General features: G+C 61.5%; 19 protein-coding genes, 1 tRNA gene and 4 pseudogenes. 7 read left to right on the top strand and 17 right to left on the bottom strand.

The window, feature by feature from the left end:
• Nucleotides 1-21 precede the first annotated feature (21 nt).
• The 4 genes from FZ934_RS01020 to FZ934_RS01005 form a co-directional block, all read right to left on the bottom strand.
• On the bottom strand, nucleotides 22-444 hold the full coding sequence (locus FZ934_RS01020; RefSeq protein ID WP_153269539.1) for an MAPEG family protein: 423 nt from the start codon (nucleotides 442-444) through the stop codon (nucleotides 22-24).
• A gap of 108 nt (nucleotides 445-552) precedes the next feature.
• Nucleotides 553-1,116 (bottom strand): hypothetical protein, encoded by a 564-nt coding sequence (locus FZ934_RS01015; protein WP_153269538.1) that lies wholly within the window; start codon nucleotides 1,114-1,116, stop codon nucleotides 553-555.
• Nucleotides 1,117-1,118: 2 nt separating this feature from the next.
• Nucleotides 1,119-2,603, bottom strand: coding sequence for an IMP dehydrogenase (guaB, locus tag FZ934_RS01010; protein ID WP_113571336.1), 1,485 nt, complete (start codon nucleotides 2,601-2,603; stop codon nucleotides 1,119-1,121).
• 178 nt (nucleotides 2,604-2,781) lie between these two features.
• Nucleotides 2,782-3,774 carry an MBL fold metallo-hydrolase gene (locus tag FZ934_RS01005; RefSeq protein ID WP_153269537.1) on the bottom strand — a complete coding sequence of 331 codons (993 nt, stop codon included), beginning with the start codon at nucleotides 3,772-3,774 and terminating at the stop codon, nucleotides 2,782-2,784.
• A gap of 254 nt (nucleotides 3,775-4,028) precedes the next feature.
• Here FZ934_RS01005 and FZ934_RS01000 point away from each other — a divergent pair, with 254 nt between their 5' ends.
• A complete protein-coding gene (locus FZ934_RS01000; RefSeq protein WP_153269536.1) occupies nucleotides 4,029-5,453 on the top strand; it encodes a DHA2 family efflux MFS transporter permease subunit in 1,425 nt (474 codons plus the stop codon).
• A gap of 1 nt (nucleotide 5,454) precedes the next feature.
• Here FZ934_RS01000 and FZ934_RS00995 read toward each other — a convergent pair whose 3' ends face one another.
• The 3 genes and pseudogenes from FZ934_RS00995 to FZ934_RS00985 form a co-directional block, all read right to left on the bottom strand.
• Complete coding sequence (locus FZ934_RS00995) at nucleotides 5,455-5,838, bottom strand: VOC family protein (protein WP_153269535.1); 384 nt, start codon at nucleotides 5,836-5,838, stop codon at nucleotides 5,455-5,457.
• A 57-nt stretch (nucleotides 5,839-5,895) separates the two neighbouring features.
• A complete protein-coding gene (locus FZ934_RS00990; RefSeq protein ID WP_153269534.1) occupies nucleotides 5,896-6,615 on the bottom strand; it encodes an RlmE family RNA methyltransferase in 720 nt (239 codons plus the stop codon).
• A 10-nt stretch (nucleotides 6,616-6,625) separates the two neighbouring features.
• A pseudogene (locus FZ934_RS00985) lies at nucleotides 6,626-8,178 on the bottom strand (Ppx/GppA phosphatase family protein).
• Between the two features lie 231 nt (nucleotides 8,179-8,409).
• On the opposite strand from FZ934_RS00985, the gene FZ934_RS00980 reads away from it, so the two are divergent.
• Both FZ934_RS00980 and pepT read left to right on the top strand, forming a co-directional pair.
• Nucleotides 8,410-8,483: transfer RNA gene (locus tag FZ934_RS00980), tRNA-Gln, on the top strand.
• 98 nt (nucleotides 8,484-8,581) lie between these two features.
• A complete protein-coding gene (gene pepT, locus FZ934_RS00975) occupies nucleotides 8,582-9,814 on the top strand; it encodes a peptidase T (protein ID WP_153269533.1) in 1,233 nt (410 codons plus the stop codon).
• A 26-nt stretch (nucleotides 9,815-9,840) separates the two neighbouring features.
• Here pepT and FZ934_RS00970 read toward each other — a convergent pair whose 3' ends face one another.
• Entirely contained in the window at nucleotides 9,841-11,463 is a 1,623-nt protein-coding gene (locus FZ934_RS00970; RefSeq protein WP_153269532.1) for an ABC-F family ATP-binding cassette domain-containing protein, read from the bottom strand.
• Nucleotides 11,464-11,671: 208 nt separating this feature from the next.
• On the opposite strand from FZ934_RS00970, the pseudogene FZ934_RS28625 reads away from it, so the two are divergent.
• A pseudogene (locus FZ934_RS28625) lies at nucleotides 11,672-13,734 on the top strand (ATP-dependent helicase).
• A gap of 19 nt (nucleotides 13,735-13,753) precedes the next feature.
• On the opposite strand, the pseudogene FZ934_RS00960 reads toward FZ934_RS28625, so the two are convergent.
• From FZ934_RS00960 to FZ934_RS00950, 3 genes and pseudogenes are all read right to left on the bottom strand, one after another.
• Nucleotides 13,754-14,541: pseudogene (locus FZ934_RS00960) on the bottom strand (anti-sigma factor family protein).
• Entirely contained in the window at nucleotides 14,538-15,146 is a 609-nt protein-coding gene (locus tag FZ934_RS00955; protein ID WP_153269531.1) for an RNA polymerase sigma factor, read from the bottom strand. The pseudogene FZ934_RS00960 and the gene FZ934_RS00955 overlap by 4 nt, the downstream one beginning before the upstream one ends.
• Before the next feature lie 38 nt (nucleotides 15,147-15,184).
• Entirely contained in the window at nucleotides 15,185-15,727 is a 543-nt protein-coding gene (locus FZ934_RS00950) for a tetratricopeptide repeat protein (protein ID WP_153269530.1), read from the bottom strand.
• Nucleotides 15,728-15,890: 163 nt separating this feature from the next.
• Here FZ934_RS00950 and FZ934_RS00945 point away from each other — a divergent pair.
• The 3 genes and pseudogenes from FZ934_RS00945 (at nucleotide 15,891) to FZ934_RS00935 (ending at nucleotide 18,762) form a co-directional block, all read left to right on the top strand.
• Nucleotides 15,891-16,944 (top strand): annotated as a pseudogene (locus tag FZ934_RS00945) (type III polyketide synthase).
• Nucleotides 16,941-17,438 (top strand): isoprenylcysteine carboxyl methyltransferase family protein, encoded by a 498-nt coding sequence (locus FZ934_RS00940; protein ID WP_194273743.1) that lies wholly within the window; start codon nucleotides 16,941-16,943, stop codon nucleotides 17,436-17,438. The pseudogene FZ934_RS00945 and the gene FZ934_RS00940 overlap by 4 nt, the downstream one beginning before the upstream one ends.
• Before the next feature lie 79 nt (nucleotides 17,439-17,517).
• A complete protein-coding gene (locus tag FZ934_RS00935) occupies nucleotides 17,518-18,762 on the top strand; it encodes an NAD(P)/FAD-dependent oxidoreductase (RefSeq protein ID WP_153269529.1) in 1,245 nt (414 codons plus the stop codon).
• Between the two features lie 50 nt (nucleotides 18,763-18,812).
• On the opposite strand, the gene FZ934_RS00930 is transcribed toward FZ934_RS00935, so the two are convergent.
• The 6 genes from FZ934_RS00930 to FZ934_RS00905 form a co-directional block, all read right to left on the bottom strand.
• A complete protein-coding gene (locus tag FZ934_RS00930; RefSeq protein ID WP_153269528.1) occupies nucleotides 18,813-19,343 on the bottom strand; it encodes a gluconokinase in 531 nt (176 codons plus the stop codon).
• A gap of 50 nt (nucleotides 19,344-19,393) precedes the next feature.
• Entirely contained in the window at nucleotides 19,394-20,236 is an 843-nt protein-coding gene (locus FZ934_RS00925) for a dipeptide ABC transporter ATP-binding protein (protein ID WP_153269527.1), read from the bottom strand.
• The gene (locus FZ934_RS00920) at nucleotides 20,233-21,087 is read right to left on the bottom strand and encodes an ABC transporter ATP-binding protein (RefSeq protein WP_153269526.1); all 855 of its coding nucleotides are present in this window, start codon (nucleotides 21,085-21,087) and stop codon (nucleotides 20,233-20,235) included. The genes FZ934_RS00925 and FZ934_RS00920 overlap by 4 nt, the downstream gene beginning before the upstream one ends.
• A 1-nt stretch (nucleotide 21,088) precedes the next feature.
• Entirely contained in the window at nucleotides 21,089-21,976 is an 888-nt protein-coding gene (locus FZ934_RS00915; RefSeq protein ID WP_113364443.1) for an ABC transporter permease subunit, read from the bottom strand.
• A gap of 9 nt (nucleotides 21,977-21,985) precedes the next feature.
• Nucleotides 21,986-22,990, bottom strand: a complete 1,005-nt coding sequence (locus FZ934_RS00910) for an ABC transporter permease subunit (RefSeq protein ID WP_153269525.1) — start codon at nucleotides 22,988-22,990, stop codon at nucleotides 21,986-21,988.
• An 88-nt stretch (nucleotides 22,991-23,078) separates the two neighbouring features.
• Nucleotides 23,079-24,674: an ABC transporter substrate-binding protein gene (locus FZ934_RS00905; RefSeq protein ID WP_153269524.1), complete on the bottom strand. Its 1,596-nt coding sequence runs from the start codon at nucleotides 24,672-24,674 to the stop codon at nucleotides 23,079-23,081.
• Nucleotides 24,675-24,848 lie beyond the last annotated feature (174 nt).

Raw genomic sequence — 24,848 nt, 5'->3', positions numbered from 1 at the left:
CCTCAACGCCCCACTGACTGCTCAGCCGTTGGGAAAGGTCATCCAGACCGCAAGCCAGATCCACATGACGCCGAGGACAACATAACCCGCGCCAAACAGCGGGCTGCGATAGCGCATGTTGTTGCTGGTCACATGCACGGCCGCATGGAGATAGCGAAGGGCCACGAAGATCCAGGCCAGCACCACGGCAACGATGTTGTCGGCTTCGGTGATGTAGAGCAGAACGCAGCAGGCATAGAAGAGCACCGGCAATTCGAACTGGTTGGCGAGGCTGTTCTTCACAAACAGGCTTTCCTGGGGCTCCGACCGGTTCTCGCGGTAGTCGGAGATCTCAACCTTTCCGGCGCGAACCATCCGCATGCGGCGGAAACCGAGGAGCATGTACAGTCCATAGACCAGCGCTGCGTGGGCTATAATGGGCCAAAACATCTCGTAGCCGGTCATATGGTCTTCTCCTTAACGCCTTTGCTTTGAGCTGTGCGCTGTAGAGGAAAAGAGATGGGCTTTCCAGTCACATGGTGGAGATTGCGGCAATGCGCCCCTCACCCGGCGTCAGCGGTCCTCTCGCGGGCCAAGGGCCATGTAGCGAATGATCGCGAAGCGCACGATGAGGATCAGGCAGACGGCGAGGCTGGCGAACTTCAGCTTTGTCATCCACGGCAGGATGGCAGCGGCGAATGACGCCGAGGTACTGTCTCCGAACGCGATCAGGCTCGATATGTTCTCGCCATAGTCCGTAACACCGTAGACGAACGGCAACGCATAGATCGCCTTCAGCACCAGAGAACCCGTCGGGCGCGCCTGATCCGGTATTGCTGTCCGCAGCCGCAGAATGACGAGAAAAAGGAGCGTCGCCAGGAGGGCTGGAAAGATCAGCTCAGGGCCAAAATACATCGCCCTCAGCAGATTGTCGGCGACCTCGTTCTGTTCGAGCAATCGCTGCATCCGCCCGACGGTCAGTTCGTCGTAACCGGCGAAATAGACATCCAGGACCGCCTGGCCGGTTTCGTGCTTGAAGGGGACGACAAAGCCGAATGTCGTCCACGCAAGCACGCCCAGGCAGAGGGCTGCGAGCAGCGCGATAATCCAGAGCGGAATACGGCTGCCCGCGTTCATTCTCAGCCGCCAGCGCTCGGATAGTTCGGGCTTTCGCGGGTGATCGTCACGTCGTGCGGATGGCTCTCACGGAGGCCAGCGCCGGAGATACGCACGAAGGTCGCGCGCTCCTGGAAATCCTTGATGTCCTTGCCGCCGACATAGCCCATGGCCGCCTTGAGGCCACCTGCGAGCTGGTGCAGGACGCCGGATACCGGACCCTTGTAGGGAACCTGGCCTTCGATGCCTTCAGGCACGAGCTTCAGCGTGTCGCGCACTTCGGCCTGGAAGTAACGGTCTGCCGAGCCGCGGGCCATGGCGCCGACGGAGCCCATGCCGCGATAGGCTTTGAACGAGCGGCCCTGGTAGAGATAGACTTCGCCCGGGCTTTCATCCGTGCCGGCGAGCAGCGAACCGATCATCACAGCGGAAGCGCCGGATGCGATCGCCTTGGCGACGTCGCCGGAGAACTTGATGCCACCATCAGCGATGACGGGGATATCCTGCGCGCGTGCTGCCTCGACGGCCGACATGATGGCGGCGAGCTGCGGAACGCCGACGCCGGCGACGATGCGCGTGGTGCAGATGGAACCGGGACCGATACCGACCTTGACGGCATCGGCACCGGCATCGATCAGCGCCTTGGTGCCATCAGATGTCGCAACGTTGCCGGCCATGACCCGCACGGAGTTGGAGAGCTTCTTGACCCGCGCCACGGCATTCAGAACGCCTTGCGAGTGGCCATGCGCGGTATCGACAACGAGAAGGTCGACGCCCGCTTCGATCAGGCGCTCGGCGCGATCGAAACCATCGTCACCGACGCCGACGGCGGCAGCAGCGCGGAGACGGCCCTGGGCGTCCTTGGATGCGTTCGGGTTCAGCTGCGACTTTTCGATGTCCTTGACGGTGATGAGACCGACGCAGCGACCTTCGCCATCCACCACCAGAAGCTTCTCGATGCGATGCGAGTGCAGCAGGCGCTTGGCTTCCTGCTGGTCGACGCTTTCCTTGACGGTGACGAGGTTTTCGCGCGTCATCAGTTCGTAGATCTTCTGCTTCGGATCCGAAGCGAAGCGAACGTCGCGGTTTGTCAGAATGCCGACGAGACGGCCGGTCTTTTCAACGACTGGAATACCGGAGATGCTGTGGATCTTCATGAGCGCCAGCGCATCGGCGAGCGTCGCGTCAGGACCGATCGTCACCGGGTTGACGACCATGCCGCTTTCGAACTTCTTGACCTGGCGGACCTGCTCGGCCTGCTCGGCAGGCGTCAGGTTCTTGTGGATGACGCCGAGGCCGCCGGCCTGCGCCATGGCGATGGCAAGACGGCTTTCCGTGACGGTGTCCATGGCCGAGGAGATGATCGGAATGTTCAGCTCGAAATCGGTTGCGATGCGGGTTGCAACGCTCGTCTGACCCGGCAGAACCTCGGAATGACCGGGCTGCAGGAGCACGTCATCGAAGGTGAGTGCGTCCAAACCGGTTGGCGTTTCTATGATGCGAGCCATGGCCAATTTCCTTCAATTAAGAAAAATGCAACGCCTCCCGGAACGAATCGTCCGCACCGGCGGTGTGCAAGGGTTGCTTTGGAAGTTGGCGAGGGCTGGTAACACGTCTATGACAGGAAGGGAATAGCAAAAAGCCCGGCGTCTCCGCCGGGCCTGGTATGGCTGCCATGCAGCGACTTCACAGGTCGAACTGATAGGTCTTCGGAACGAAGCGATAGCCGTCTTCATAGGTCTCCACGAAGCCGACCGAAGGGAACGGCATGTGGTAGCCGATAAAGGCGATCTTCTCGGCGGCGATCATGCCGAACACCTTGCGACGGGTGGCGGCGGCCTGGGCTTTGTCCATATCGAAACGGACCTCCCAGTCTGGCTTCTGCAGCGACAGGATATAGTGGTTGGCGGTATCGCCCGTTGCCACGAGGCGCTTGCCCTCGGATTCGACGTGGAAAACCATGTGGCCCTGCGTGTGACCGGGTGCAAGCATCGCCGTGATACCGCCTGCAATGGTCCCGCCATCGCCAATGAACGTCGCCTTTTCGGCAAGGGGCACCACATTGGCGAGAACCGCCTTGTGGCCGCCTTCGGCCGGCGTGCCCTCGCGAGCCTTGTCCGTCCAGAAGTCATACTCGATCTGGCCGATGACATAGCGGGCATTCTTGAAGGCAGGAGCGCCGCCTTCCAGCAGACCGCCGATGTGATCGCCGTGCAGATGGGTCAGCGCGACCACCGTAATGTCGTCAGGCGAATATCCGGCTGCCTTGAGCCCGGAAAGAAGCAGCCCACTGCCGCGGGCGCGACCGCCTTCGCCAAAGCCGGTATCCACAAGGATCACATCCGAACCGGTGTCGATCAACGTCGGAGCGTAAGAGTTGACGAACTTATCAGCCGGCAGGAAATTCTTCGTGAGCAGTTCCTGGACGGTCTCCGGCTTCTGGTTGGTCCCGAAGGTTTCATAGGGTTTGTCGGCAATCGTTGCGCCGTCCTTGAAGACGGTGAACTTGTAGGAGCCCAGCTTGAACTGATTGAACTGGGGCTGCGGTGTCGCATCCATCTTGGCGTTATCTCCACTTGCGGCCATCGCGGCCGTTCCTTTCAAAATCATCGGCGCAGCCAGCAGGCCAATGCCTGCAGCAAACAGCGTACGCCGTCTCATCCCCAGCGGTGCGGTCATGTCCCCATCCTTCCAATAACGTGCGGCGTCTTCGCCGCACCCCCCAAAATCGGAACCGGCCCGCCGCTTATCGCAACGAGCCGAAACAAACAGATGTCAATTTCGGGCACTACAACCTGAGCGCAAGCCGTCTCACGCAGACGTGATGCAAACGTGTTGCCGAACGGGAATGAAGGGTTGGCAGCGGCGCTACCTAGGACTACAGAGCACTGGCTTTCCGAGCCGCCTTCGCAAGACCTTCAAGGCATTCGCGCATGAACCGCATCGTTCCGCTGATCCTCGCCGTCGCTCTCTTCATGGAGCAGATGGATTCCACCGTCATTTCGACAGCCCTTCCCGCCATCGCCAACGATCTCCACGTCGGGCCGATCACGCTGAAGCTGGCGCTGACCTCCTACATGGTGTCGCTTGCGGTGTTCATTCCTGTTAGCGGATGGATGGCGGACAGGTTTGGCGCCAAGCGCATCTTCCGCCTCGCCATCTGCGTCTTCGTCGTCGGGTCGATCTGCTGCGCGGCCTCGTCCGGCCTGATCGAGTTCGTCGTCGCCCGCTTCCTGCAGGGCATGGGCGGAGCGATGATGACGCCGGTCGGACGCCTGGTGCTGCTCAGAACAACAAAGCGCAGCGAGCTGGTTTCAGCAATGGCGTTGCTGACCATTCCGGCACTGGTCGGGCCGCTTGCCGGACCGCCACTCGGGGGCTTCATCACCACCTACTTCACCTGGCACTGGATCTTCCTGATCAACGTGCCTGTCGGCATTATCGGCGTCTGGCTCGCAACGATCTTCCTGCCGGAAGTCGAAGCGACCGCGCCGCCGAAGCTTGACGTCGTCGGCTTCGTGCTGACGTCGTTTTCGGCGGCCGGCGTGGTCTTCGGTCTCTCCGTCGTCAGCCTGCCAGCACTGCCGCCTGTGATCGGCATTACGGCAACCGTGATCGGTCTCGCTTGCGGATTTCTCTACGTGCGCCACGCCAAACGGCATCCGGCGCCGATCCTCAACTTGAAACTCTTCAAGAACCCGACGTTCCGGGCATCGACCACGGGCGGCACGCTGTTTCGTATCTGTATCGGCGCCATGCCCTTCCTGACGCCGCTGATGCTGCAGCTCGGTTTCGGCCTGACGCCGTTTCAATCGGGCCTTATCACCTTTGCCGGCGCGATCGGGGCGATCACTACCAAGTTCATGGCGCGTCGTGTCTTTGCCGCGGCTGGCTTCCGCACGACGCTGCTTTCGGCGGCGGCTGTCACGACCATCGTCACCGTAGCGACCGGCTTCTTTACGCCGCAGACGCCGCATCTGGTGATTATCGCGATCCTTCTGGTCGGAGGCTTCTCACGGTCGTTTTTCTTTACCGGCGTCAATGCGCTGGCCTTTGCCGACATCGACGATGCGCAGGCCAGCCAGGCGACGTCGATGAGTTCTGTCATGCAGCAGATCAGTCTGGCTCTCGGCGTCGCCGTTGCCGCCGCGATTCTGGAAACCTCGATCTACTTCCGTGGCGAAGCGCTGCAGGTGGCCGACTTCCACGTCGCATTCTATGTGATAGCGATCCTGACGGTCGTGGCGACCATCCCCTTCATCCGGATGGACAAGAGCGCCGGCGCGCTCGTCTCCGGCCATCGCGCCGCGCGGGTGACGCCGGCGACGATCGAAGCCGAACAGCAGGCCGTGAAGTAAGCTATTCCGGGTTCTCGCAGACGGCGCTTAGCTTGTTGCCATCGGGATCACGGACATAGGCAGCGTAGAAATTGGCGTGGAACGGCCGCAAGCCCGGCGCTCCCTCGTCAACGCCACCGGCCGCCAGCGCCGCGGCATGAAACGCATCGACATCGGCGCGCCGCTCGGCGTGGAGTGCCACCATCGAGCCGTTGCCGTTCGAGGCCCGCCTGCGGTTGAATGGCGTTACAATCCACAGCCGGCAGCGCGTGTCGCCGTCGGCGGAGTAGCCGATCTCCTCTTCCGAGTGGCGTTGGCGTCGATAGCCGAGAAGCGGCAGGACGATATCGTAGAACCGCCGTGCCTGATCGATGTCGTTGGTTCCGAGGGTAACGTATAGAAGCATGATGGCCGGGCATTCCAAGTCTTGGGAGATCATCATCGCCCAAGAACAGCCCAAAGATCAAGCTTCCGTAACGTCAGGTTCGGCTTGCCGCCCCTTGAAGTGCTTCGCGAGCAGGAACATTTCGACTGATTCGGCCCGCGACGATGCCGGCTTGACGTGGACGACCTGCTTGAAATGCCGCTTCAGCATGTTGAGAAGGTCGCGCTCGGTGCCGCCCTGGAAGGTCTTCGCCAGGAAATGGCCACCCTCACCCAACACTTCGACAGCAAAATGGGCAGCCACCTCGCAAAGATGCATGGTGCGCAGGTGGTCGGTGCGGTGGTGGCCGGTCGTCGGCGCCGCCATATCCGAAATCACCAGATCCGGCGTACCGCCAACGGATTCGATCAACTGTGCCGGTGCCGAGGGGTCGAGGAAGTCCAGCTGCAGGATCTTGACGCCCGGCAGCGGAGCCATCTCCAGGAAGTCGATCGCCGCGACGCGGACATCCTCATCCGTGGACCCCGTGACCTTGGCAGCGATCTGCGACCAGCTGCCAGGCGCGGCGCCAAGATCGATGATGCGGCGCGCGCCCTTCAGGATGCTGTGCTTCTCGTCGATCTCCAGCAGCTTGAAGGCGGCGCGTGCGCGATAGCCTTCCAGCTGGGCACGCTGGACGTAGGGATCGTTGATGTGACGCTGCAGCCACTGCCGCGACGACGCCTTCATCTTCTTGTTCTTGACGCGCTGGCCGAGTTTGCGGCCGGTGCGGTTGCCCGCAATCGTTGGCTTCGCCATTGCCTGTCCCCTATTTGCCGCGCTGGCCGCGGCGGTTGCGGTGGCGCCGCCAGACGCCGTCGTCCGCCATCATGTCTGTCAACAGGCCTTCCCTCAAGCCGCGATCGGCCACCCGCATGCGCGGGCTCGGCCAGCGGCGACGGATCGCCTCGAGAATGGCGCAGCCGGCGAGCACCAGATCGGCGCGATCCGGCCCGATGCACGGATTGGCCGCGCGGCTTTCGAAATCCCAGGACAAGAGCTTTGCCTGCATGGCCGAAACCTCGTCGTCGGAAAGCCAGATACCGTCTACCTTGCGGCGGTCGTAGCGAGGCAGATCGAGATGAACGCCCGCAAGCGTCGTGACCGTTCCCGATGTGCCGATCAGATGAAAATCATCCGCGTGACCGATGTCGATCGCGGGCAATCGAAGCTGGAAAGCATGCCTGCCACTTCCACCACCATGCCTTCAAAGACATCCGGCGTCACATCCCGGCCGCCATGGCGTTCCGACAGCGTGACGACGCCAACGGGCAAGGAGGTCCAGTGGGTGATGTGATTGGCGAGGCGATTGAAGCGGCTATCGCCGATACGGATGACCGCGATCTCAGAAGAGCCGCCGCCGATATCGAAAAGAACGACCGACCGCGTTTCACGACCGACGAGCGACGAGCAACCGGAAACGGCAAGCCGTGCTTCGGTCTCGCGATCGATGATCTCGAGCTCGAGGCCGGTTTCGGTGATGACGCGCTCAAGAAACTCAGCGCCATTGCTTGCCTGCCGGCAGGCCTCGGTCGCGATTAGCCGCATGCGGCGGATTTCGCGATTCTTCAGCTTGGAGGCGCAGACGCGCAATGCCTCGACCGCGCGATCCATGGCATCGTCGGAGAGCCGGCCGCTTGCCGCGAGCCCTTCCCCGAGGCGTACGATCCGCGAGAAGGCATCAACGACACGAAACTGCCCTGGCCGCGTCGGCTGCGCAATCAGCAGGCGGCAATTGTTGGTGCCGAGATCGAGAGCGGCATAAAGCTCGTCCGGCCAAGGATGCTGCGCCGGTGTGGACCGCTGCTGATCGCGCTCTGTCGGCCGCTGGGTGCGCCCCGGTGTTTCCGCGGGACGGTTGTCACCGCCAGATCGCGCGACGGGAGCCGATTGCTGCGGCTGTACCTGGGCGGCAGGCTTCTGCTGAGCGAGAGGCCGTCCCTGCAGGCCGCGCTTGCCGCGATGCTTGCGACGATTTCGACGGCTGGGTGACGATTCGCCGTCATTGCGCGCAGGCTGGCCAGCCGCGACAATCTTGTCTTCACCCTGAGGTCTTTTGGACGCAACGTCTGGAGGTCCACCCGCACCACGGCGGCGCTTGCGCTTTCGGGCCGGATTCCCGGCGACATTATCTGTTGGGCGCGCGGTCTCTCCGAGTTCACCGGAGGAGACATGCTGGGCGGGATGAGCCGCGTTGCGGGAATGCCCGCCTCGCTTGCCCTTGCGGCGCCGGGATTTCTTGCCATCCCCGCGACCTGCCGCCGACGCCCCGTCAAGTTGCGGCTTCACACCGCCTTCGGGTCTTTCACGTTCGTTATCCACCGCGCCGCGCAAGTCCAGAAAGGTATGCAGCTGGCGCTCATTCGATTTTGCGTTGCGGCAAGAATACCAGTGCCGGGCCGAAACGCCAACCTCTTTTTAGGATGCCTTTACAAAGGGGTTACAATCGCTCCACAACAAGGTTCGATTTTTTTCAAAACAGGTATTTGCATTCCGCCAAGTTTTGTTTATAAGCGCCGCACACCAGCGGAGCGCTTCGAGCGCCGCACCTGCTGGGGAATAGTTCAATGGTAGAACGACGGACTCTGACTCCGTTAATCTTGGTTCGAGTCCAGGTTCCCCAGCCAAATTTCTTCTTAAATAAAGCTTTTCGGAATGGCAGGCCGCGGGCCTGATGTGGTTTAGTGCATCATCGTGATTTGATGCCATCATTCGGAAAACCGCCATGTCAGATACCGTTATCGATCGCTTTCTCCGCTACGTCGTGATCGACACCCAGTCCGATCCACAGTCTTCCTCACAACCTTCGACTGAAAAGCAGAAGACCCTCGGCGCCATGCTGGTGGACGAGCTTTTGCAGATGGGGCTGGAAGATGCGCATCTCGATGAGCATGGTTATGTCTACGCAACAGTTCCCGCCAACGTCGGGAAGGCCGTGCCAACCATCTGCTTCTGCTCGCACATGGATACGGCGCCGGATTTCAGCGGCACAGGCGTCAAACCGCAAGTCCTGCGCAACTATCGCGGTGGCGATATTGTTCTGACGGGCGATACTCAGCAGGTCATCCGGGTGAGCGACCACCCCGCGCTCAGCGATCAGATCGGCAATGACATCATAACCACCGACGGCACGACGCTCCTCGGCGCCGACGACAAGGCTGGTGTTGCCGAGATCATGACCGCCGCAAAGTTTCTTTTGGACCATCCCGAAATCCCTCGTGGGACAGTCAAGTTGCTGTTCACACCTGACGAGGAGATCGGGCGCGGTGTCGACAAGGTCGACCTCGCCAAGCTCGGTGCGCAGTTCGCCTATACGATGGACGGCGAGACGGCTGGCCACATAGAAGACGAAACCTTTTCCGCTGATGGCGTCCAGATCACCATTGTCGGCGTCGCCATGCATCCGGGTTTTGCCAAGGGGAGGATGGAGAACGCTGCCAAGATCGCTGCGTCGATCGTCGACCGGTTGCCCAGGGACATCGCCCCTGAGACCACAGCAGGAAGGGATGGGTTCATTCACCCGACCGGCATCGAGGGATCCATGGAGAAGGCGACGATCAGCCTTATCGTTCGTGATTTTACGGAAGATGGTCTGGCTGCGAAAGAAGCTCTGCTCGAGAGCATCGTGAAAGACGTGCTGTCCGGTTATCCCGGCTCGACCTACAGCTTCGAGGTCAAACAGCAATACCGCAACATGAAGGCGATCCTCGACCGCCATCCTGACATCGTCGACAATGCGATCGAAGCCGTTCGCCGGGCGGGCCTCAAGCCTGTGAGGGGCAGCATTCGCGGCGGCACAGACGGTTCGCGGCTGTCGTTCATGGGGCTGCCCTGCCCCAACATTTTCGCCGGCGGCCATGCGTTTCATTCGCCGCTCGAATGGATCAGCCGGCAAGACATGGAGAAGGCGGTTCAGACGATCGTCGAACTCGTGAAGGTCTGGGAAGAGCGCGCCTGAGGCGCGCTCCCCGTTCGGACATAATCTTAGCTGCGCAGGCCAGGTGCTTCCTGGCCAGTGCTTGCCACATATTCCGTGTAGCCGCCAGGATACTGATGGATGCCGTCAGGCGTCAGTTCCAGCACGCGGTTCGACAAGGCCGCGAGGAAGTGGCGGTCGTGCGAGACGAAGAGCATCGTGCCCTCGTATTCGGAGAGCGCCTTGATGAGCATTTCTTTCGTGTCGAGGTCCAGGTGGTTGGTCGGCTCGTCGAGGACCAGAAGGTTCGGCGGGTCGAAGAGCATCTTGGCCATGACCAGGCGGGCTTTCTCGCCGCCTGACAGTACGCGGCACTTCTTCTCGACGTCGTCACCGGAGAAGCCGAAGCAGCCGGCAAGGGCTCGCAGCGGCGCCTGGCCCGACAGCGGGAAGGACTCCTCCAGCCATTCCAGAACGGTAAGCTCGCCGTCGAGAAGGTCCATGGCGTGCTGGGCGAAATAGCCCATCTTGACGCTTGCTCCGATCGCCACGCTGCCCGTATCCGGTTCGGCGGAGCCCGCGACCAGCTTCAGAAGCGTCGACTTGCCGGCGCCATTGACGCCCATGATGCACCAGCGTTCCTTGCGCCGTACCATGAAGTCGAGCCCTTCATAGATCACGCGGCTGCCGTATTTCTTGTGGACGTTCTTGACGTTGATCACGTCTTCGCCGGAGCGCGGCGCAGGCAGGAACTCGAAGGCGACTGCCTGACGGCGCTTGGGCGGCTCGACGCGATCGATCTTTTCGAGCTTCTTGACGCGGCTCTGCACCTGCGAGGCATGCGATGCGCGCGCCTTGAAGCGCTCGATGAACTTGATTTCCTTGGCAAGCATCGCCTGCTGGCGCTCGAACTGCGCCTGCTGCTGCTTCTCGTTCTGGGCCCGCTGCTGTTCGTAGAAGCCGTAATCGCCGGAATAGGAGTTCAGCGATCCGGCATCGATCTCGATGATCTTGCCGACGATGCGGTTCATGAACTCGCGATCGTGCGAGGTCATCAGCAGGGCGCCCTCGTAGCCCTTCAGGAATTCTTCGAGCCAGATCAGGCTTTCGAGATCCAGGTGGTTGCTCGGCTCGTCGAGCAGCATGACATCGGGGCGCATCAGCAGGATGCGGGCGAGCGCGACGCGCATCTTCCAGCCACCCGACAGCTTGCCGACATCGCCGTCCATCATTTCCTGGCTGAAGCTCAAGCCCGCCAGCACCTCGCGGGCACGCCCCTCGAGCGCATAGCCGTCCAGTTCTTCGTAGCGTGCCTGCACTTCGCCGTAGCGTTCGATGATGCGGTCCATTTCATCGAGCTTGTCGGGATCGACCATCTCGGCTTCCAGCTGCCGCAGTTCGGCGGCAACGACGCTGACGGGGCCGGCGCCTTCCATGACCTCTGCGACCGCGCTGCGGCCTTCCATCTCGCCGACATCCTGGTTGAAATAGCCGATCGTCACGCCCTTGTCGGCGGAGACCTGGCCTTCATCCGGCGTCTCGTCGCCGGTGATCATTCTGAACAGGGTCGTCTTGCCGGCGCCATTTGGGCCGACGAGGCCGATCTTCTCGCCTCTGTTGAGGGCAGCCGACGCCTCGATGAAGAGAATGCGGTGGCTGTTCTGCTTGCTGATATTTTCGATACGAATCATATAAGGAGGAATTCCGGAAAAACGCGTTTGGGCGCCCTTATGCCATGCAATTGGCATGCTGTCCCGTGCTTTTGCGCAGTGCACAAGAGACAGCGACGGCTGCCAGCGGCTCAAACGATCTTCCCACGACGCGCCGACACTGCTACGTTCCATATTTGTTCCGAGTCGTGCGCATTGCGGCTCGGGCGACATGAAGGAAAAGACATAGATGCAGGCAGCCGCCTATCTGGACAAGCTGAACGACCAACAACGGCTGGCTGTCGAACATGGAATTGGCGAAGGCAAGGCGTCCGGACCGCTGCTGATCATTGCCGGCGCCGGCTCCGGCAAGACAAACACGCTTGCCCATCGGGTCGCGCATCTGATCGTCAACGGCGCCGATCCACGCCGCATTCTGCTCATGACCTTCTCCGGCGTGCCGCTGCCGAAATGGCGCGGCGGGTCGATCGCATTTCCAGACAGGTACTCGGCGCCCAGGCGGGTGCCCTGAGCGAGGCGCTGACCTGGGCCGGCACCTTTCACGGCATCGGCGCCCGGCTGCTGCGGATCTATGCCGAGCAGATCGGCCTGAACGTCGATTTCACCATCCACGATCGCGAGGACAGTGCCGACCTGATGAACCTCGTCCGGCACGAACTCGGGTTTTCCAAGACGGAGAGCCGTTTTCCGACCAAAGGCACCTGTCTTTCCATCTATTCGCGCGCGGTGAACTCCGAGGCGCCGTTGAACGAGGTGCTGAAGACCTGGTATCCCTGGGTATCAGGATGGGAAGAGCAGCTGCGGGAGCTGTTTGCCGGTTATGTCGAGGCAAAGCAGTCGCAGAACGTCCTCGATTACGACGACCTCTTGCTCTACTGGGCGCAGATGGTCAGCGACGACGAGCTTGCGGCCGACATCGGCGGGCGCTTCGACCATGTTCTCGTCGACGAATACCAGGATACGAACAAGCTGCAGTCCTCGGTGCTGATGGCGCTCAGGCCGCAGGGACATGGGCTGACGGTCGTTGGCGACGATGCCCAGTCGATCTATTCGTTCCGGGCAGCCACGATCCGCAACATCCTCGACTTTCCGAAATCGTTCTCCCCGCCGGCCGATATCGTCACGCTCGACCAGAATTATCGCTCGACGCAGACGATCCTTGCGGCGGCAAACGGGGTGATCGATCTGGCGCGCGAGCGCTTCACCAAGAACCTGTGGACCGACCGGCAGTCGGAGGAGCGCCCGAAGCTTTTGACGGTCAAGGACGAGACCGACCAGGCCAACTACATCGTCGAACAGATCCTCGCCAATCGCGAGGTCGGGATGCCCCTCAAGCAGCAGGCCGTGCTGTTCCGTACGTCAAGCCACAGTGGCGCGCTGGAAGTGGAGCTGACGCGCCGAAACATTCCTTTCGTCAAATTCGGCGGGCTGAAATTCCTGGACGCCGCTCATGTGAAGGACATGCTCGCCGTCCTCAGGTTTGCGCAGAACCCGCGAGACCGCGTCTCCGGGTTCCGGCTGCTGCAGATGTTGCCCGGGATCGGGCCGCAAACGGCGAGCAAGATACTGGACACCATCGCGGCCGATCCGGAGCCGCTGGTCGCGCTTGCCGAGATACCGCCGCCCGCAAAGACCGGAGAGCATTGGCCAGCATTGATCCAGCTGCTTGAGGGATTGCGTCGATCCGATGCCGCGTGGCCGGCCGAAATCGCTCAGGCCCGCACGTGGTACGAGCCGCATCTCGATCGCATCCACGAGGATGCCGAGACGCGCAAGGCCGATCTGTTGCAGCTCGAGCAGATTGCCGCGGGCTATGCCAGCCGCGAGCGGTTCCTGACCGAACTGACGCTCGACCCGCCGGATGCGACGAGCGACCAGGCCGGCGTACCGCTGCTCGACGAGGACTATCTGATCCTCTCGACCATCCACTCCTCCAAGGGGCAGGAATGGCGGGCGGTCTTCATGTTGAATGTCGTCGACGGCTGCATCCCGTCGGATCTTGCCGTCGGAACCACTCACGAGATCGAAGAGGAGCGACGGCTGCTCTATGTCGGGATGACCCGCGCCAAGGACAGCCTGACGCTCATCACGCCGCAACGTTTCTTCACCAGCGGCCAGCACGGCCAACGCGACCGGCATGTTTATGCGTCACGCACGCGCTTCATTCCGGTGACGCTGCTGCAGTATTTCGAGGCCGCCAGCTGGCCGCTCGTCAAGGCCGCCTCGACGGAACGGAGCACAAAACAGATCAGGGTCGACGTCGGGGCGCGCATGCGAACGATGTGGAGATAATCGGGACGGCGGCGGCTGTTTATGCCGCCACCCTGTTTTCGACGTCGCCGGCGATCTCCTGCATCCTTTCCGGCGAGGCGTGGCCGATCAGCATGAAGGCATGCGAGCCGCTCGACCAGTAGACCACGTTCATGCCTTTTCGCCCTTCCATGCGGAGCGGCTGCGCCCCGTCATCGGTGCGAACTATGCAGAGCGCAAGCGGACCCGTTTCGGGATCGAGATAGGCTATCTGGGCAAGCGGCTTGCCGTCATATTGCAGGACAAGCGCACGCTTGAATTCGACCCCCGACAGCGCGACCGAGGCCGGCGACAGGGACAGACCGAGCTTGTCGCGGATGATGGCGAGTTCGGCGGTCTGCGTCTCGATACCGGGCGTCGGGCCCGAAAGGGTATCGGCCGTGTAGAGATCGATATATTCGGCGACGACCGCGCGCCATTCGCTGCTTTCATCCCGGTCGAGATGCCGGCGCAGGCCGATGTAGCTGCGGTCGACGACAATGCCGGCAACGAGGCTTGCAGCGAGTGCGCCGAGGAAGGCGCGGCGTCCCACTTTTGCAGGCCGGGCCTCCGGCAAAGGTGAAAGCTTGGCCAGCATCGCCTGCAAATCGTCATGAGGAGCGGCGGCGAGAAGCGGAGCGAAAGCCTGATCGAAAGGAAGACTGGCGCGCGACAGGAATTCGACGCGTTCGGCAACACCGCCATCGGCTGCAATCAGAGCTTCGATCCGGCGGGCCTCATCCGGGGGAGTTCGCCATCGAGGAAGGCAGTCAGTTCTTCATCGGAGGGGTATTTTCTTTCGTCGCTCATCCTGCTGCCTCCCCTCCTGCGAGACCCTCTGCGAGCTTGGCGCGGGCCGCAGCAAGGCGGCTCATCACGGTTCCGATCGGGATATCCAATATTTCCGCCACTTCCTTGTAGGACAGGCCTTCCACATAGGCCAGGAAGACCGCCGCGCGCTGCGCGTCGGGCAACCCGTTCACCAGACGCAATATCTGACCCCTCATCACGTGGCCTTCGACCTCGCGGGCGCCGTCGACCACGAGAGCGTCTTCGGCATCGACAAAACCATGCCCCTGACGCACCCGCATCGAGCGGATCTCGTTCAGCCAGATCGAGTGCAGGATCGCAAACAGCCAACGGTCCAGCCGCGTGCCCGGCTGGAATTGGCCAGCTCGCTCCAGCGCACGCATGCACGTCTGCTGCACGAGATCGTCGGCCACATCACGCCGGTGCGACAGGACGAGGCCGTAACGCCACAGCCGGGTGAGGTGCCCGGCCAGCCCGCCCCTGATATCCGCTTCGCTTGCGATGACTGCCTCCGCCACGGGTTTGCCGTCAGGGCCCGCAGATACAACCTGCGGGCCTCGTCTTGCAGGACTATAGGCGGGAAACTCGGTGTAAGCGACCGGCATCGAAAAGCTCCCTGCGCACCGTATTTCCGCTCGGTCGATCAGATCTTCGAAGGATCGGCGATTGCTTCGTTCAGATCGCGATATTCCTCGCAGTCCGTACCGCAGATCGTCTTGATCGTGCTCAACTGGTCCTTGGCGAGGTCGATCTGACCCTTGATGACATAGGCCTCGCCGAGATACTCGCGCACCTTCGCGTAGCCGGGGTCCAGCTGGACGGATTTGAGATAGTAGGAAATCCCCTCGTCCGTCCGTCCGAGCTTGCGCGTTGCGTAGCCGCGATAGTTCAACGCTTCGGCAGTGTTGGGATTCTGCAGCGTGTCTAGCATGGCAAGAGCCTCGTCGTAGCGCTTGGCCTTGGCGAGAGCATAGGCGTAATCGGCCCGATTTTCGTCGGTGACGTTGGCGCTATGCTGCTTGACGCATTTCTGCGTCTTCTTATCGTACATCTCACCCTTCTTGCACACCGGCATGGTCGCGCCGTCATCGCTTCCACCCGCCGCGAAAGCAGGCATCGACAGGGCCAGAGCCGCCATGCAGCCGCCGGCGAGGACGGACGCAATCTTAACGCTCACAGTCGTCATGGATTCATCTCCTTTGAATCGAGTTGCAGCGAATGAACACGCGGGCGGCGATTTTTATTCGCGGGCGGCGCGCATCATTTCCATCACGCCTTTGTGAGCATCTCCGGCGAATAAAGAGCCGGGCGAGGTGTTTGCTGTCTGCCGGGAGCAACAGGAGCATTTCGTGGACAAAAACGTGAAACTGCTCAGTATCGCCACAGCGGTGCCTGAGCACATCATCCAGCAATCAGACGCGGCGGAAACGGCCGCACGACTGTTTTCAGACCGCTTTCAGGATTTTCGCCATCTCGCGAGCGTCTTTACCAACGCCGGCATTCGAACCCGGCACGCCACGCGTCCGCTTGACTGGTTTGCCGAACCGCATGGCTGGGAGGATCGCATGTCCGCCTATGTCGATATGGCGCGGCGCCTGTTCGCGGAGGCGGCGGCGAAAGCACTCGCTGACGCCGATCTGGCGGCTGAAGACGTCGATTGCATCGTCACCGTCTCGTCAACGGGGCTCGCAACACCCAGCCTCGACGCCCAGCTTGCGCGCCAGATGGGGTTCCGCGCCGACATCGAGCGCGTGCCGGTCTTCGGCCTCGGCTGCGCTGCCGGGGTTTCGGGTTGGCGGTCGCGGCGCGGCTGGTGAGGAACCGGCCCGGCGCTACCGTGCTTTTCGTCGCGATCGAACTCTGCACGTTGGCTTTCCGGCTGGACGAGCTGACGCGCGCAAACATCATCGCGACAGCGCTTTTTGCCGACGGCGCGGCCGCCTGTGTGCTGAGAAATGGCGGCAATGACGGCCTCATTGAGATCGAGGCGACCGGCGAGCATCTGTTCCCCGACACGCTCGGATCATGGGCTGGAAGGTCGATGACGGCGGGTTCGGCGTGGTGCTAGCGCAGTCTCTGCCACCGTTTGTCGAGGCAGAGCTTGGCGGAGCGCTCGATGCCATCCTCGATCGCAACGGGCTTTCGCGGGATGACATTGGCCGGTTCATCTGCCACCCAGGCGGAACGCGCGTGCTGGCAGCCCTTGAGACAGTTCTTTGTCTGCCGACGGGAACTCTCGATGTCGAGCGCGAGGTTCTGGCCGAATATGGCAACATGTCGTCGCCAACTGTGCTTTTCGTGCTGGAGCGGGCGTTGCGACAGGGATTGCCAGAGCGATCCGCGATGCTGGCGATGGGGCCGGGCTTCTCGGCAAGCTGCATGACGCTACGGAGGGTCGCATGATGTCTCCGGCGATCATCCTTCTCAGCTTCGTCACGCTGCAGCGGCTGGCGGAACTTGCACTTGCGCGACGCAACACTGATGCTCTCCTTCGAAAGGGCGGCCATGAAGTCGGCGCGCGCCACTATCCGTTGATGGTCACGCTCCACGCGCTCTGGCTTGCCGGGCTATGGCTGCTTGCGCCCGGACACAGCGTCAATCCCATCTGGCTCGTGATCTTCTGCCTGCTGCAGGCGGGGCGGATCTGGGTCATCGCGTCTCTCGGTGAACGATGGACGACACGGATCGTCATATTGCCGGGGACGCCGCTGGTTCAGCGGGGACCTTACCGGTTCATGTCACATCCGAACTACGCAATCGTGGCGGGCGAGATTGCCACCCTTCCGCTCACTTTCGGCCTACCGTTCTATGCTCTCGGCTTCTCGCTGCTCAACGCCCTTATGCTCCGCGTCCGCATCGCTGAGGAAAGCACCGCGCTCAAGCGGGAATGTTTTTGAAATAAAAACGAAATTCCGTTTGCACGCCAAGTTTTCCGGAGGCATCTTCCTCGCCAGAACAGGATGAGCTGCACGGAAAATGACGAAGACGGTAATTGTACTTGGTGCCGGCATTGTAGGCGTATCGACTGCCATTCATCTGCAACGCCGCGGGCGACAGGTTGTACTGATTGACCGCAAAGCTCCGGGACGCGAAACGTCCTTCGGCAATGCCGGCCTCATCCAGCGTGAAGGTGTGGTTCCATACGGCTTCCCACAGCAACTCGGCCTTCTGATCCGCTATGCCTTCAACAACCGGATCGATGCGCACTATCATCTCAAGGCGCTGCCGAAGCAGCTCTCCTTCCTCGCGCGCTACTGGTGGCATTCCAACGCCAAGCGCCACGAGATCATCTCGAAAGCCTATGCGCCGCTGATCGAACACTCGATTTCCGAGCATCACGACCTGATCGAGGCGTCGGGCGCGCAGCACCTGATCCGGAAGAACGGCTGGATCGAGGTGTTTCGCACGCCGGAGAAGCGCGACGCGGAATTCTCCGAGGCGGAGCGGCTGCAAAGGGAATTCGGCGTCGGCTTCGATCGGCTCGACACCAGCGATCTGGCGCGGCTGGAGCCGGACCTGAACCTCGGTTTCGTCGGTGCGCTGAAGTGGACGGACCCGTGGTCGGTCACCAATCCGCAGGCGCTGACCGCAAGCTACCTCACATACTTCGAGAGCCTCGGCGGACGCTTCATCACGGGCGATGCGAATTCCTTCGGCAGATATGGCGCCGGCTGGAAGGTGGCGACCGACGAGGGCCCCATCGAAGCCGACGAAGCCGTCATGGCGCTCGGACCATGGGCAGCCGTCGCCACGCGCCGGCTCGGCTACGCCTTCCCGCTCGGCGTCAAGCGTGGCTATCACATGCATTATTCGGCCAAGGGCGACGCGGTGCTAAACAACACGGTGGCCGATACCGAGCTTGGCTATCTGATGGCTCCTATGGAAAACGGCATCCGGCTGACGACGGGGGCCGAGTTCGCGGCGCTCGACGCGCCGAAGACGCCGGTGCAGCTCGACCGCGCCGAAAAGGTGGCGCGCACGGTGTTTCCGCTTGGCGAGCGTCTGGATCCGGAACCGTGGATGGGAGCACGCCCGTGCACTCCGGACATGATGCCGATTATCGGCAAGGCTTACAGGCATGATGGATTGTGGTTCGCTTTCGGCCACGCCCATCACGGGCTGACGCTGGGGCCAGTCACCGGCCGAGCGCTCGCGGAACTACTCACCGGCGAGAAACCGTTTATCGATATTTCGGCCTATTCGCCGAAGCGCTTCGCCTAGAGCGCCATGCGTCCTCAAGGACGCACAAAGGACGCTCTATTTTACCGGATCTAGGCAAGCAGCTTCCTGAGATCGCGAAGAGCCGTGGCGACAATGCCATCGATCGTGTCGTCGATATCCACCGTTACGACACCCGCCTCGCCGGTCGGCACCTCGAGCGTTGCAAGCTGGCTTTCGAGCAGCGACAAGGGCATGAAGTGGCCCTTGCGCTCGCCCATGCGTCTTGTCAGCAACTCCCTGGAGCCGGAGAGATAGACGAAGAAGAGATTACCACCGACGGCGTTGCGCAAACGGTCGCGATAGATACGCTTCAATGCCGAGCAGGACACGACAATGCCCTGCCCGCTCGCGATCGACGCTTTCATCGCATCGCCGATCAGATCGAGCCAGGGCATACGGTCATCGTCCGTTAGTGGAATGCCCTTCGACATCTTCTCGACATTCGAAGCAGGATGGAGGCGATCGCCCTCGACGAAACCGACGCCAAGCAGCTCAGCCAGCTTTTCAGCTATCGACGTCTTCCCTGAACCGCTCACCCCCATGACGATAACGGCATGGGGGTGGTTTTCGATCTCTGGCATTGCTTCGTCTCGCTCGTTAAGCCGGCCCGATCGGACGCGGCAAACGCGCCCTACGATGCAGCCGACAGGGATGCATTCTTGCGAGCCAGGCGTGCCTTGATGGTATCGACATCGGCACGCGGCGTGGCCGCAAACAGGGTCTTTGTATAGCTATGCTGCGGATCACTGAAGACCTGATCTCGCGACCCGTACTCGACTGCCTCGCCGTAATACATGACCATGACGTCGTCTGCCATGTAGCGGACGACCGAGAGGTCGTGGCTGATGAAGACGTAGGTCAGGTTCAGCTCGTCCTGCAGATCGGCGAGCAGGTTCAACACCTGAGCCTGCACAGACAGGTCGAGCGCCGAGACCGGCTCATCCAGTACCAGAAGCCGCGGCTTCAGCATCAGCGCGCGGGCAATCGCGATGCGCTGGCGCTGACCGCCCGAGAACATGTGCGGATAGCGGTTGAAGTGGACGTCCTGAAGGCCGACCTTCTTCAGCATCGCCATCGCCAATTCGCGGCGTTCGGCCGCCGGCGTGTCGGTGTTGATGATCAGCGGCTCCATCAGGATATCGCCGATCTTCTTGCGCGGGTTCAGTGAACCGTAGGGGTTCTGGAAGACGATCTGCACCTTGCGGCGCATCTCGGGCGTCAGGTCACCGGCAGCGATATCAACCTTCTTGCCGTCGATGAACAGCTCGCCGCCGCTCGCCGGATCGATCATGGTGATGATGCGCGCCAGCGTGGACTTACCGCAGCCACTTTCGCCGACGATCGCCAGCGTCTTGCCCTGCTCCACCTTGAAGCTCACGCCCTTGACGGCGTGCACGGTCTTCTCTTTCTTGAAGAGGCCGCCCGGCAGGTAGTAGTTGCGGACGATATTCTTTCCTTCGAGAACTGACGTCATTGGGCAGCTCCCTGCACAGCCTTGGCTGGATTGAAAAGCTCGCCGATCGTCGGCAGACGGTCGCCTGTCGCATTGTCGGGCAAGGCGGCGAGCAGTGCGCGGGTATAATCGCTTTTCGGCGCTTCAAAGAGCGAGAGCACGTCGGCCTCCTCCATCTTGCGACCCTTGTACTGGACGATCACCCGATCGGCCGTCTCGGCGACGACGCCCATGTTGTGCGTGATCATGATGAGACCCATGCCGTGCTCCGTCTGCAGGCGCATCAGGAGATCGAGGATCTGTTTCTGAATGGTGACGTCGAGCGCGGTCGTCGGCTCGTCGGCGATGAGAAGCTTCGGATTGCAGGCAATCGCGATGGCGATCATCACGCGCTGGCACTGGCCGCCCGACATCTGGTGCGGGAAGTGGCCGAGGCGTTCCGCAGGATTGGGAATGCCGACGGCCTCGAACAGCTCGACAGCACGCTTGCGCCGCGCGGCCTTGTCCATGCCCATATGGATTCGCAGAACTTCTTCGATCTGGAACCCGACGGTGAAGCAGGGATTGAGGCTTGCGATCGGCTCCTGGAAGATCATCGACATATCCTTGCCGATGATGTTGCGCCGCTCGCGCGCGGACATGCCAAGCAGGTTGCGGCCGTCGAAGACCATCTTGTCGGCGGTGACCTTTGCCGTCCACGGCAGGAGACCCATCGCGGCGAGCATGGAGACCGACTTGCCGGAACCGGACTCGCCAACGATGGCAAGGACTTCGCCGGCGTGAACCTTGAGCGATACACCATCGACGGCGCGGAACGCACCGGTCGAGGTCTGGAACTCGACGACGAGATTTTCGATTTCGAGAAGTGCCATATCAGGACCTCTTCAGTTTGGGATCGAGCGCATCACGCAGACCGTCGCCCATCAGGTTAATGGCGAGAACGGTGATGAGGATGCAGAGACCCGGGAAAGTAACGAGCGACGGCGAGCTCTGGAAGAATTCGCGTGCGTCGGCAAGCATCGTGCCCCACTCGGATGTCGGCGGCTGCGCGCCCATGCCGAGGAAGCCGAGAGCGGCCGCATCGAGGATCGCCGCCGAGAAGGCGAGCGTTGCCTGGACGATCAGCGGTGCCAGGCAGTTCGGCAGGATCGTCTTGAACATCAGACGCAGCGTGCCTGCACCGGCGACACGGGAAGCGACGACATATTCCTTCTCGCGCTCGCTGATGACGGCGGCGCGGGTCAGGCGGACGAAGTGCGGCTGGTTGACGATCGAGATGGCGATCATGGCGTTCAGCAGGCCCGGGCCGAGCACCGCGACCAGCACGAGTGCCAAGAGCAGCGACGGGAAGGCCAGGATGATATCCATGACGCGCATGATGATCGTGTCCGTGCGGCCGCGGAAATAACCGGCGATCAGGCCGAGCAGGACACCGGCGACGGCCGACAGCGAGGCGACGACGAGACCGATGAACAGAGAGAAGCGCGTGCCGAAGATCAGGCGGGACAGCATGTCGCGGCCGACGGCATCGGTGCCGAGCAGATAGGCGCTGTTGCCGCCTTCCGACCATGCCGGCGGCAGGCGCTGGAAGCCCGACGGTACATTCGGATCATGCGGGGCGACGACGGATGCGAAGATCGCCAGCAGCAGAACGAAGAGGAAGATGACGAGGCCGATGACCGCGCCCTTGTTGCGGGAGAAGTAGTACCAGAACTCCGACAGGCCGGAGGGAGTGGCAGAGGTTGTGTTTACCGTGCTCATGAGCCGCTCCTAGTGCCTGATGCGTGGGTTGATGAGACCGTACATGAGGTCGACGATCAGGTTGACGAGCATGATGATGGCCGCGATCAGGAGCAGACCGCCCTGGACCACGGTGTAGTCACGCTTGAACACCGCATCGACCATCCACTTGCCGATACCCGGCCAGGAGAAGATGGTTTCCGTCAGGATGGCGCCGCCGAGGAGGACACCGACCTGCAGGCCGATCGAGGTGACGACGGGGATCATCGCGTTGCGCAGCGCATGGACGCCGACGACACGGAGCGGCGCAAGGCCCTTGGAGCGGGCGGTACGAACATAGTCTTCGCCGAGCACTTCGAGCATGGCCGAGCGCGTCTGGCGCGCGATGACGGCAAGCGGAATGGTGCCGAGCACGATGGTCGGCAGGATCAGCGAAACGAAGGCCGACTTGAATGCGCCGGCCTGGCCGGAAAGCAGACTGTCGATTAGCATGAAGCCGGTAACCGGCTTGAAGAAATACATCAGCGAGATACGGCCGGACACGGGCGTCCAGTGCAGCGTATTCGAGAACAGAACGATGAGCAGCAGGCCCCACCAGAAGATCGGCATCGAATAGCCGACGAGGGCGACACCCATCACGCTCTGGTCGAACCAGGTTCCTCGCTTGACCGCGGCAAAGACGCCGGCGGGAATGCCAAGCACGATGGCGAAAATGATCGCACAGAGCGAAAGCTCAAGCGTCGCCGGGAAGAGCGCGCCGAACTCCTGCAGAACCGGGCGCTTGGTGACGATCGACGAACCGAGGTCGCCCTGCACCACGTTACCGAGGTAATCCAGGTACTGAACGTAGACGGGTCGATCGAGGCCGAGATCGTGCATGACCTGGGCATGGCGTTCCGGCGCCATCACGCGCTCGCCCGACATCAGCATGACCGGATCGCCGGGCAGCAGTCGGATGAACGAGAAGGCGATGAGTGAAACGCCGATGAAGGTTGGGATCAGGATCGCAAGGCGTCCGATGAGAAATCGCAACATTGGCAAGTGTCCATAGTGTTCCGGCGGTCAGGTATCAAACCTGACCGCCGGCCAGCCCGGGTTGCCGGGCATCTTTGCATATTTTTGATTACTCGGCGATATCAACGCCGTCGAAGCGGTGAACGCCGACCGGATCCTGGACGTAGCCAGAAACCTTGGCGCTCATCGGCACGAATTCCGTGGAGTGATCGAGCGTCGCCCACGGAGCTTCCTTCTTGAAGACAACCTGTGCTTCTTCGTAGAGCTTGGTGCGCTCGCCGAGATCAGCGGTCTTCTTGGCCTTCTTTACGAGGGCGTCGAATTCCTTGTTGCACCACTGAGCGCGGTTGTTGCCGCCGACAGCTTCGCAGCCGAGCAGGGTGTCAAGGAAGTTGTCCGGATCGCCGTTGTCGCCGGTCCAGCCGAGGATCGCAGCGCCGTCACGGGCCTTGTCCTTGGAGAGCTTCAGGTATTCGGCCCATTCGTGGGTGACGATGTCAACCTTGACGCCGACCTTGGCGAGGTCTGCCTGCATCAGTTCAGCGGCGCGACGTGCGTTCAGCATGTACGGACGCGAAACCGGCATTGCCCAGATCTTCATCGAGAGATCCTTGACGCCAGCCTTTTCGAGAGCCTTCTTGGCTTCTTCGGGGCTGTATGGATCATCCTTGATGCTGTCGTTGTAGGACCACATCGTCGGCGGGATCGGGTTCTTGGCAACCTGGCCAGCGCCCTGGAAGACAGCATCGACGATCGCCTGCTTGTTGATCGCCATGTTCAGCGCCTTGCGCACTTCAGGCTTGTCGAACGGAGCCTGCAGCGTGTTGTAGGCGAGGTAAGCGACGTTAAGGCCCGGCTGTTCCAGAACCTTGAGGCTCGAGTCTGCCTTCAGGTCCTTGATGTCAGCCGCGTTCGGGTACGGCATGATGTGGCATTCGCCGGCCTTGAGCTTCTGAGTACGGACGGAAGCGTCAGGCGTGATCGCGAAAACGAGATCGTCGATCTTTTCCTTGCCCTTGAAGTAGGTCTCGTTGGCCTTGTAGCGGATGACGGCATCCGGCTGGTAGGCAACGAAGGTGAACGGACCGGTGCCGAGCGGCATCTGGTTCATCTGTTCCATCTTGCCGTCAGCCTGCAGCTTGTCGGCGTATTCCTTCGACAGAACCGACGCAAAGTCCATTGCGAGGTCGGCGAGGAACGGAGCTTCCGGATGGTTCAGCGTGAACTTGACGGTCAGGTCGTCGACCTTTTCGACCGACTTGATCAGTTCAGGGAAGCCCATGCCGGCAGCGTATTCGTAGGAAACGCCTGCGACGTACTTGGCCCACGGGCTGTCGGCCTTCAGCTGGCGCTCGAACGAGAAGACGACGTCGTCAGCATTCAGATCGCGGCTCGGCGTGAAGAACTCGGTGGTCTGGAACTTGACGCCTGGACGCAGCTTGAAGGTGTAGCTCGTGCCGTCGTCGGAAACCGTCCAGCTTTCTGCCAGGCCCGGCTCGATTTCGGTCTTGCCGTGCTTGAATTCGACGAGGCGGCTGTAAACCGTACGCGAGGAAGCGTCGAAGGTGGTGCCTGCAGTGTAGATGCCGGGATCGAAACCTTCCGGTGAGCCCTCGGAGCAGTAAACAAGCGTTTTTGACCAGGCTGCGGATGCCATGGCCGAAGCCAGGACCGTCGCGGCCAACAAGACAGACATCTTTTTCATGAGATCGTTTCCCAGGTTTGTTCTTTTATTTGAGATGCCGGGCATCCGCCCGGGATCGGCGGCAGATGGAACGATATTTATCTGCTGAAATCAACGACCAGATTGGAAAATTTTTCCAGCTGGACAACTTTAGTAATTTTCCGCCGAAAATGGGCCGTATTTCGAAATATTCGC

The organism is Rhizobium grahamii (assembly GCF_009498215.1).
GTDB lineage: Bacteria > Pseudomonadota > Alphaproteobacteria > Rhizobiales > Rhizobiaceae > Rhizobium > Rhizobium grahamii_A.
This window is presented reverse-complemented; position numbering and strand designations above follow the sequence as displayed.

Excerpts from the sequence above, each read along its gene's own strand:
- FZ934_RS01020 (WP_153269539.1), bottom strand. The coding sequence starts at position 444 with ATGACCGGCTACGAGATGTTTTGGCCCATTATAGCCCACGCAGCGCTG.
- FZ934_RS01015 (WP_153269538.1), bottom strand. The coding sequence starts at position 1,116 with ATGAACGCGGGCAGCCGTATTCCGCTCTGGATTATCGCGCTGCTCGCA.
- guaB (WP_113571336.1), bottom strand. The coding sequence starts at position 2,603 with ATGGCTCGCATCATAGAAACGCCAACCGGTTTGGACGCACTCACCTTC.
- FZ934_RS01005 (WP_153269537.1), bottom strand. The coding sequence starts at position 3,774 with ATGACCGCACCGCTGGGGATGAGACGGCGTACGCTGTTTGCTGCAGGC.
- FZ934_RS01000 (WP_153269536.1), top strand. The coding sequence starts at position 4,029 with ATGAACCGCATCGTTCCGCTGATCCTCGCCGTCGCTCTCTTCATGGAG.
- FZ934_RS00995 (WP_153269535.1), bottom strand. The coding sequence starts at position 5,838 with ATGCTTCTATACGTTACCCTCGGAACCAACGACATCGATCAGGCACGG.
- FZ934_RS00990 (WP_153269534.1), bottom strand. The coding sequence starts at position 6,615 with ATGGCGAAGCCAACGATTGCGGGCAACCGCACCGGCCGCAAACTCGGC.
- pepT (WP_153269533.1), top strand. The coding sequence starts at position 8,582 with ATGTCAGATACCGTTATCGATCGCTTTCTCCGCTACGTCGTGATCGAC.
- FZ934_RS00970 (WP_153269532.1), bottom strand. The coding sequence starts at position 11,463 with ATGATTCGTATCGAAAATATCAGCAAGCAGAACAGCCACCGCATTCTC.
- FZ934_RS00955 (WP_153269531.1), bottom strand. The coding sequence starts at position 15,146 with ATGCCGGTCGCTTACACCGAGTTTCCCGCCTATAGTCCTGCAAGACGA.
- FZ934_RS00950 (WP_153269530.1), bottom strand. The coding sequence starts at position 15,727 with ATGACGACTGTGAGCGTTAAGATTGCGTCCGTCCTCGCCGGCGGCTGC.
- FZ934_RS00940 (WP_194273743.1), top strand. The coding sequence starts at position 16,941 with ATGATGTCTCCGGCGATCATCCTTCTCAGCTTCGTCACGCTGCAGCGG.
- FZ934_RS00935 (WP_153269529.1), top strand. The coding sequence starts at position 17,518 with ATGACGAAGACGGTAATTGTACTTGGTGCCGGCATTGTAGGCGTATCG.
- FZ934_RS00930 (WP_153269528.1), bottom strand. The coding sequence starts at position 19,343 with ATGCCAGAGATCGAAAACCACCCCCATGCCGTTATCGTCATGGGGGTG.
- FZ934_RS00925 (WP_153269527.1), bottom strand. The coding sequence starts at position 20,236 with ATGACGTCAGTTCTCGAAGGAAAGAATATCGTCCGCAACTACTACCTG.
- FZ934_RS00920 (WP_153269526.1), bottom strand. The coding sequence starts at position 21,087 with ATGGCACTTCTCGAAATCGAAAATCTCGTCGTCGAGTTCCAGACCTCG.
- FZ934_RS00915 (WP_113364443.1), bottom strand. The coding sequence starts at position 21,976 with ATGAGCACGGTAAACACAACCTCTGCCACTCCCTCCGGCCTGTCGGAG.
- FZ934_RS00910 (WP_153269525.1), bottom strand. The coding sequence starts at position 22,990 with ATGTTGCGATTTCTCATCGGACGCCTTGCGATCCTGATCCCAACCTTC.
- FZ934_RS00905 (WP_153269524.1), bottom strand. The coding sequence starts at position 24,674 with ATGAAAAAGATGTCTGTCTTGTTGGCCGCGACGGTCCTGGCTTCGGCC.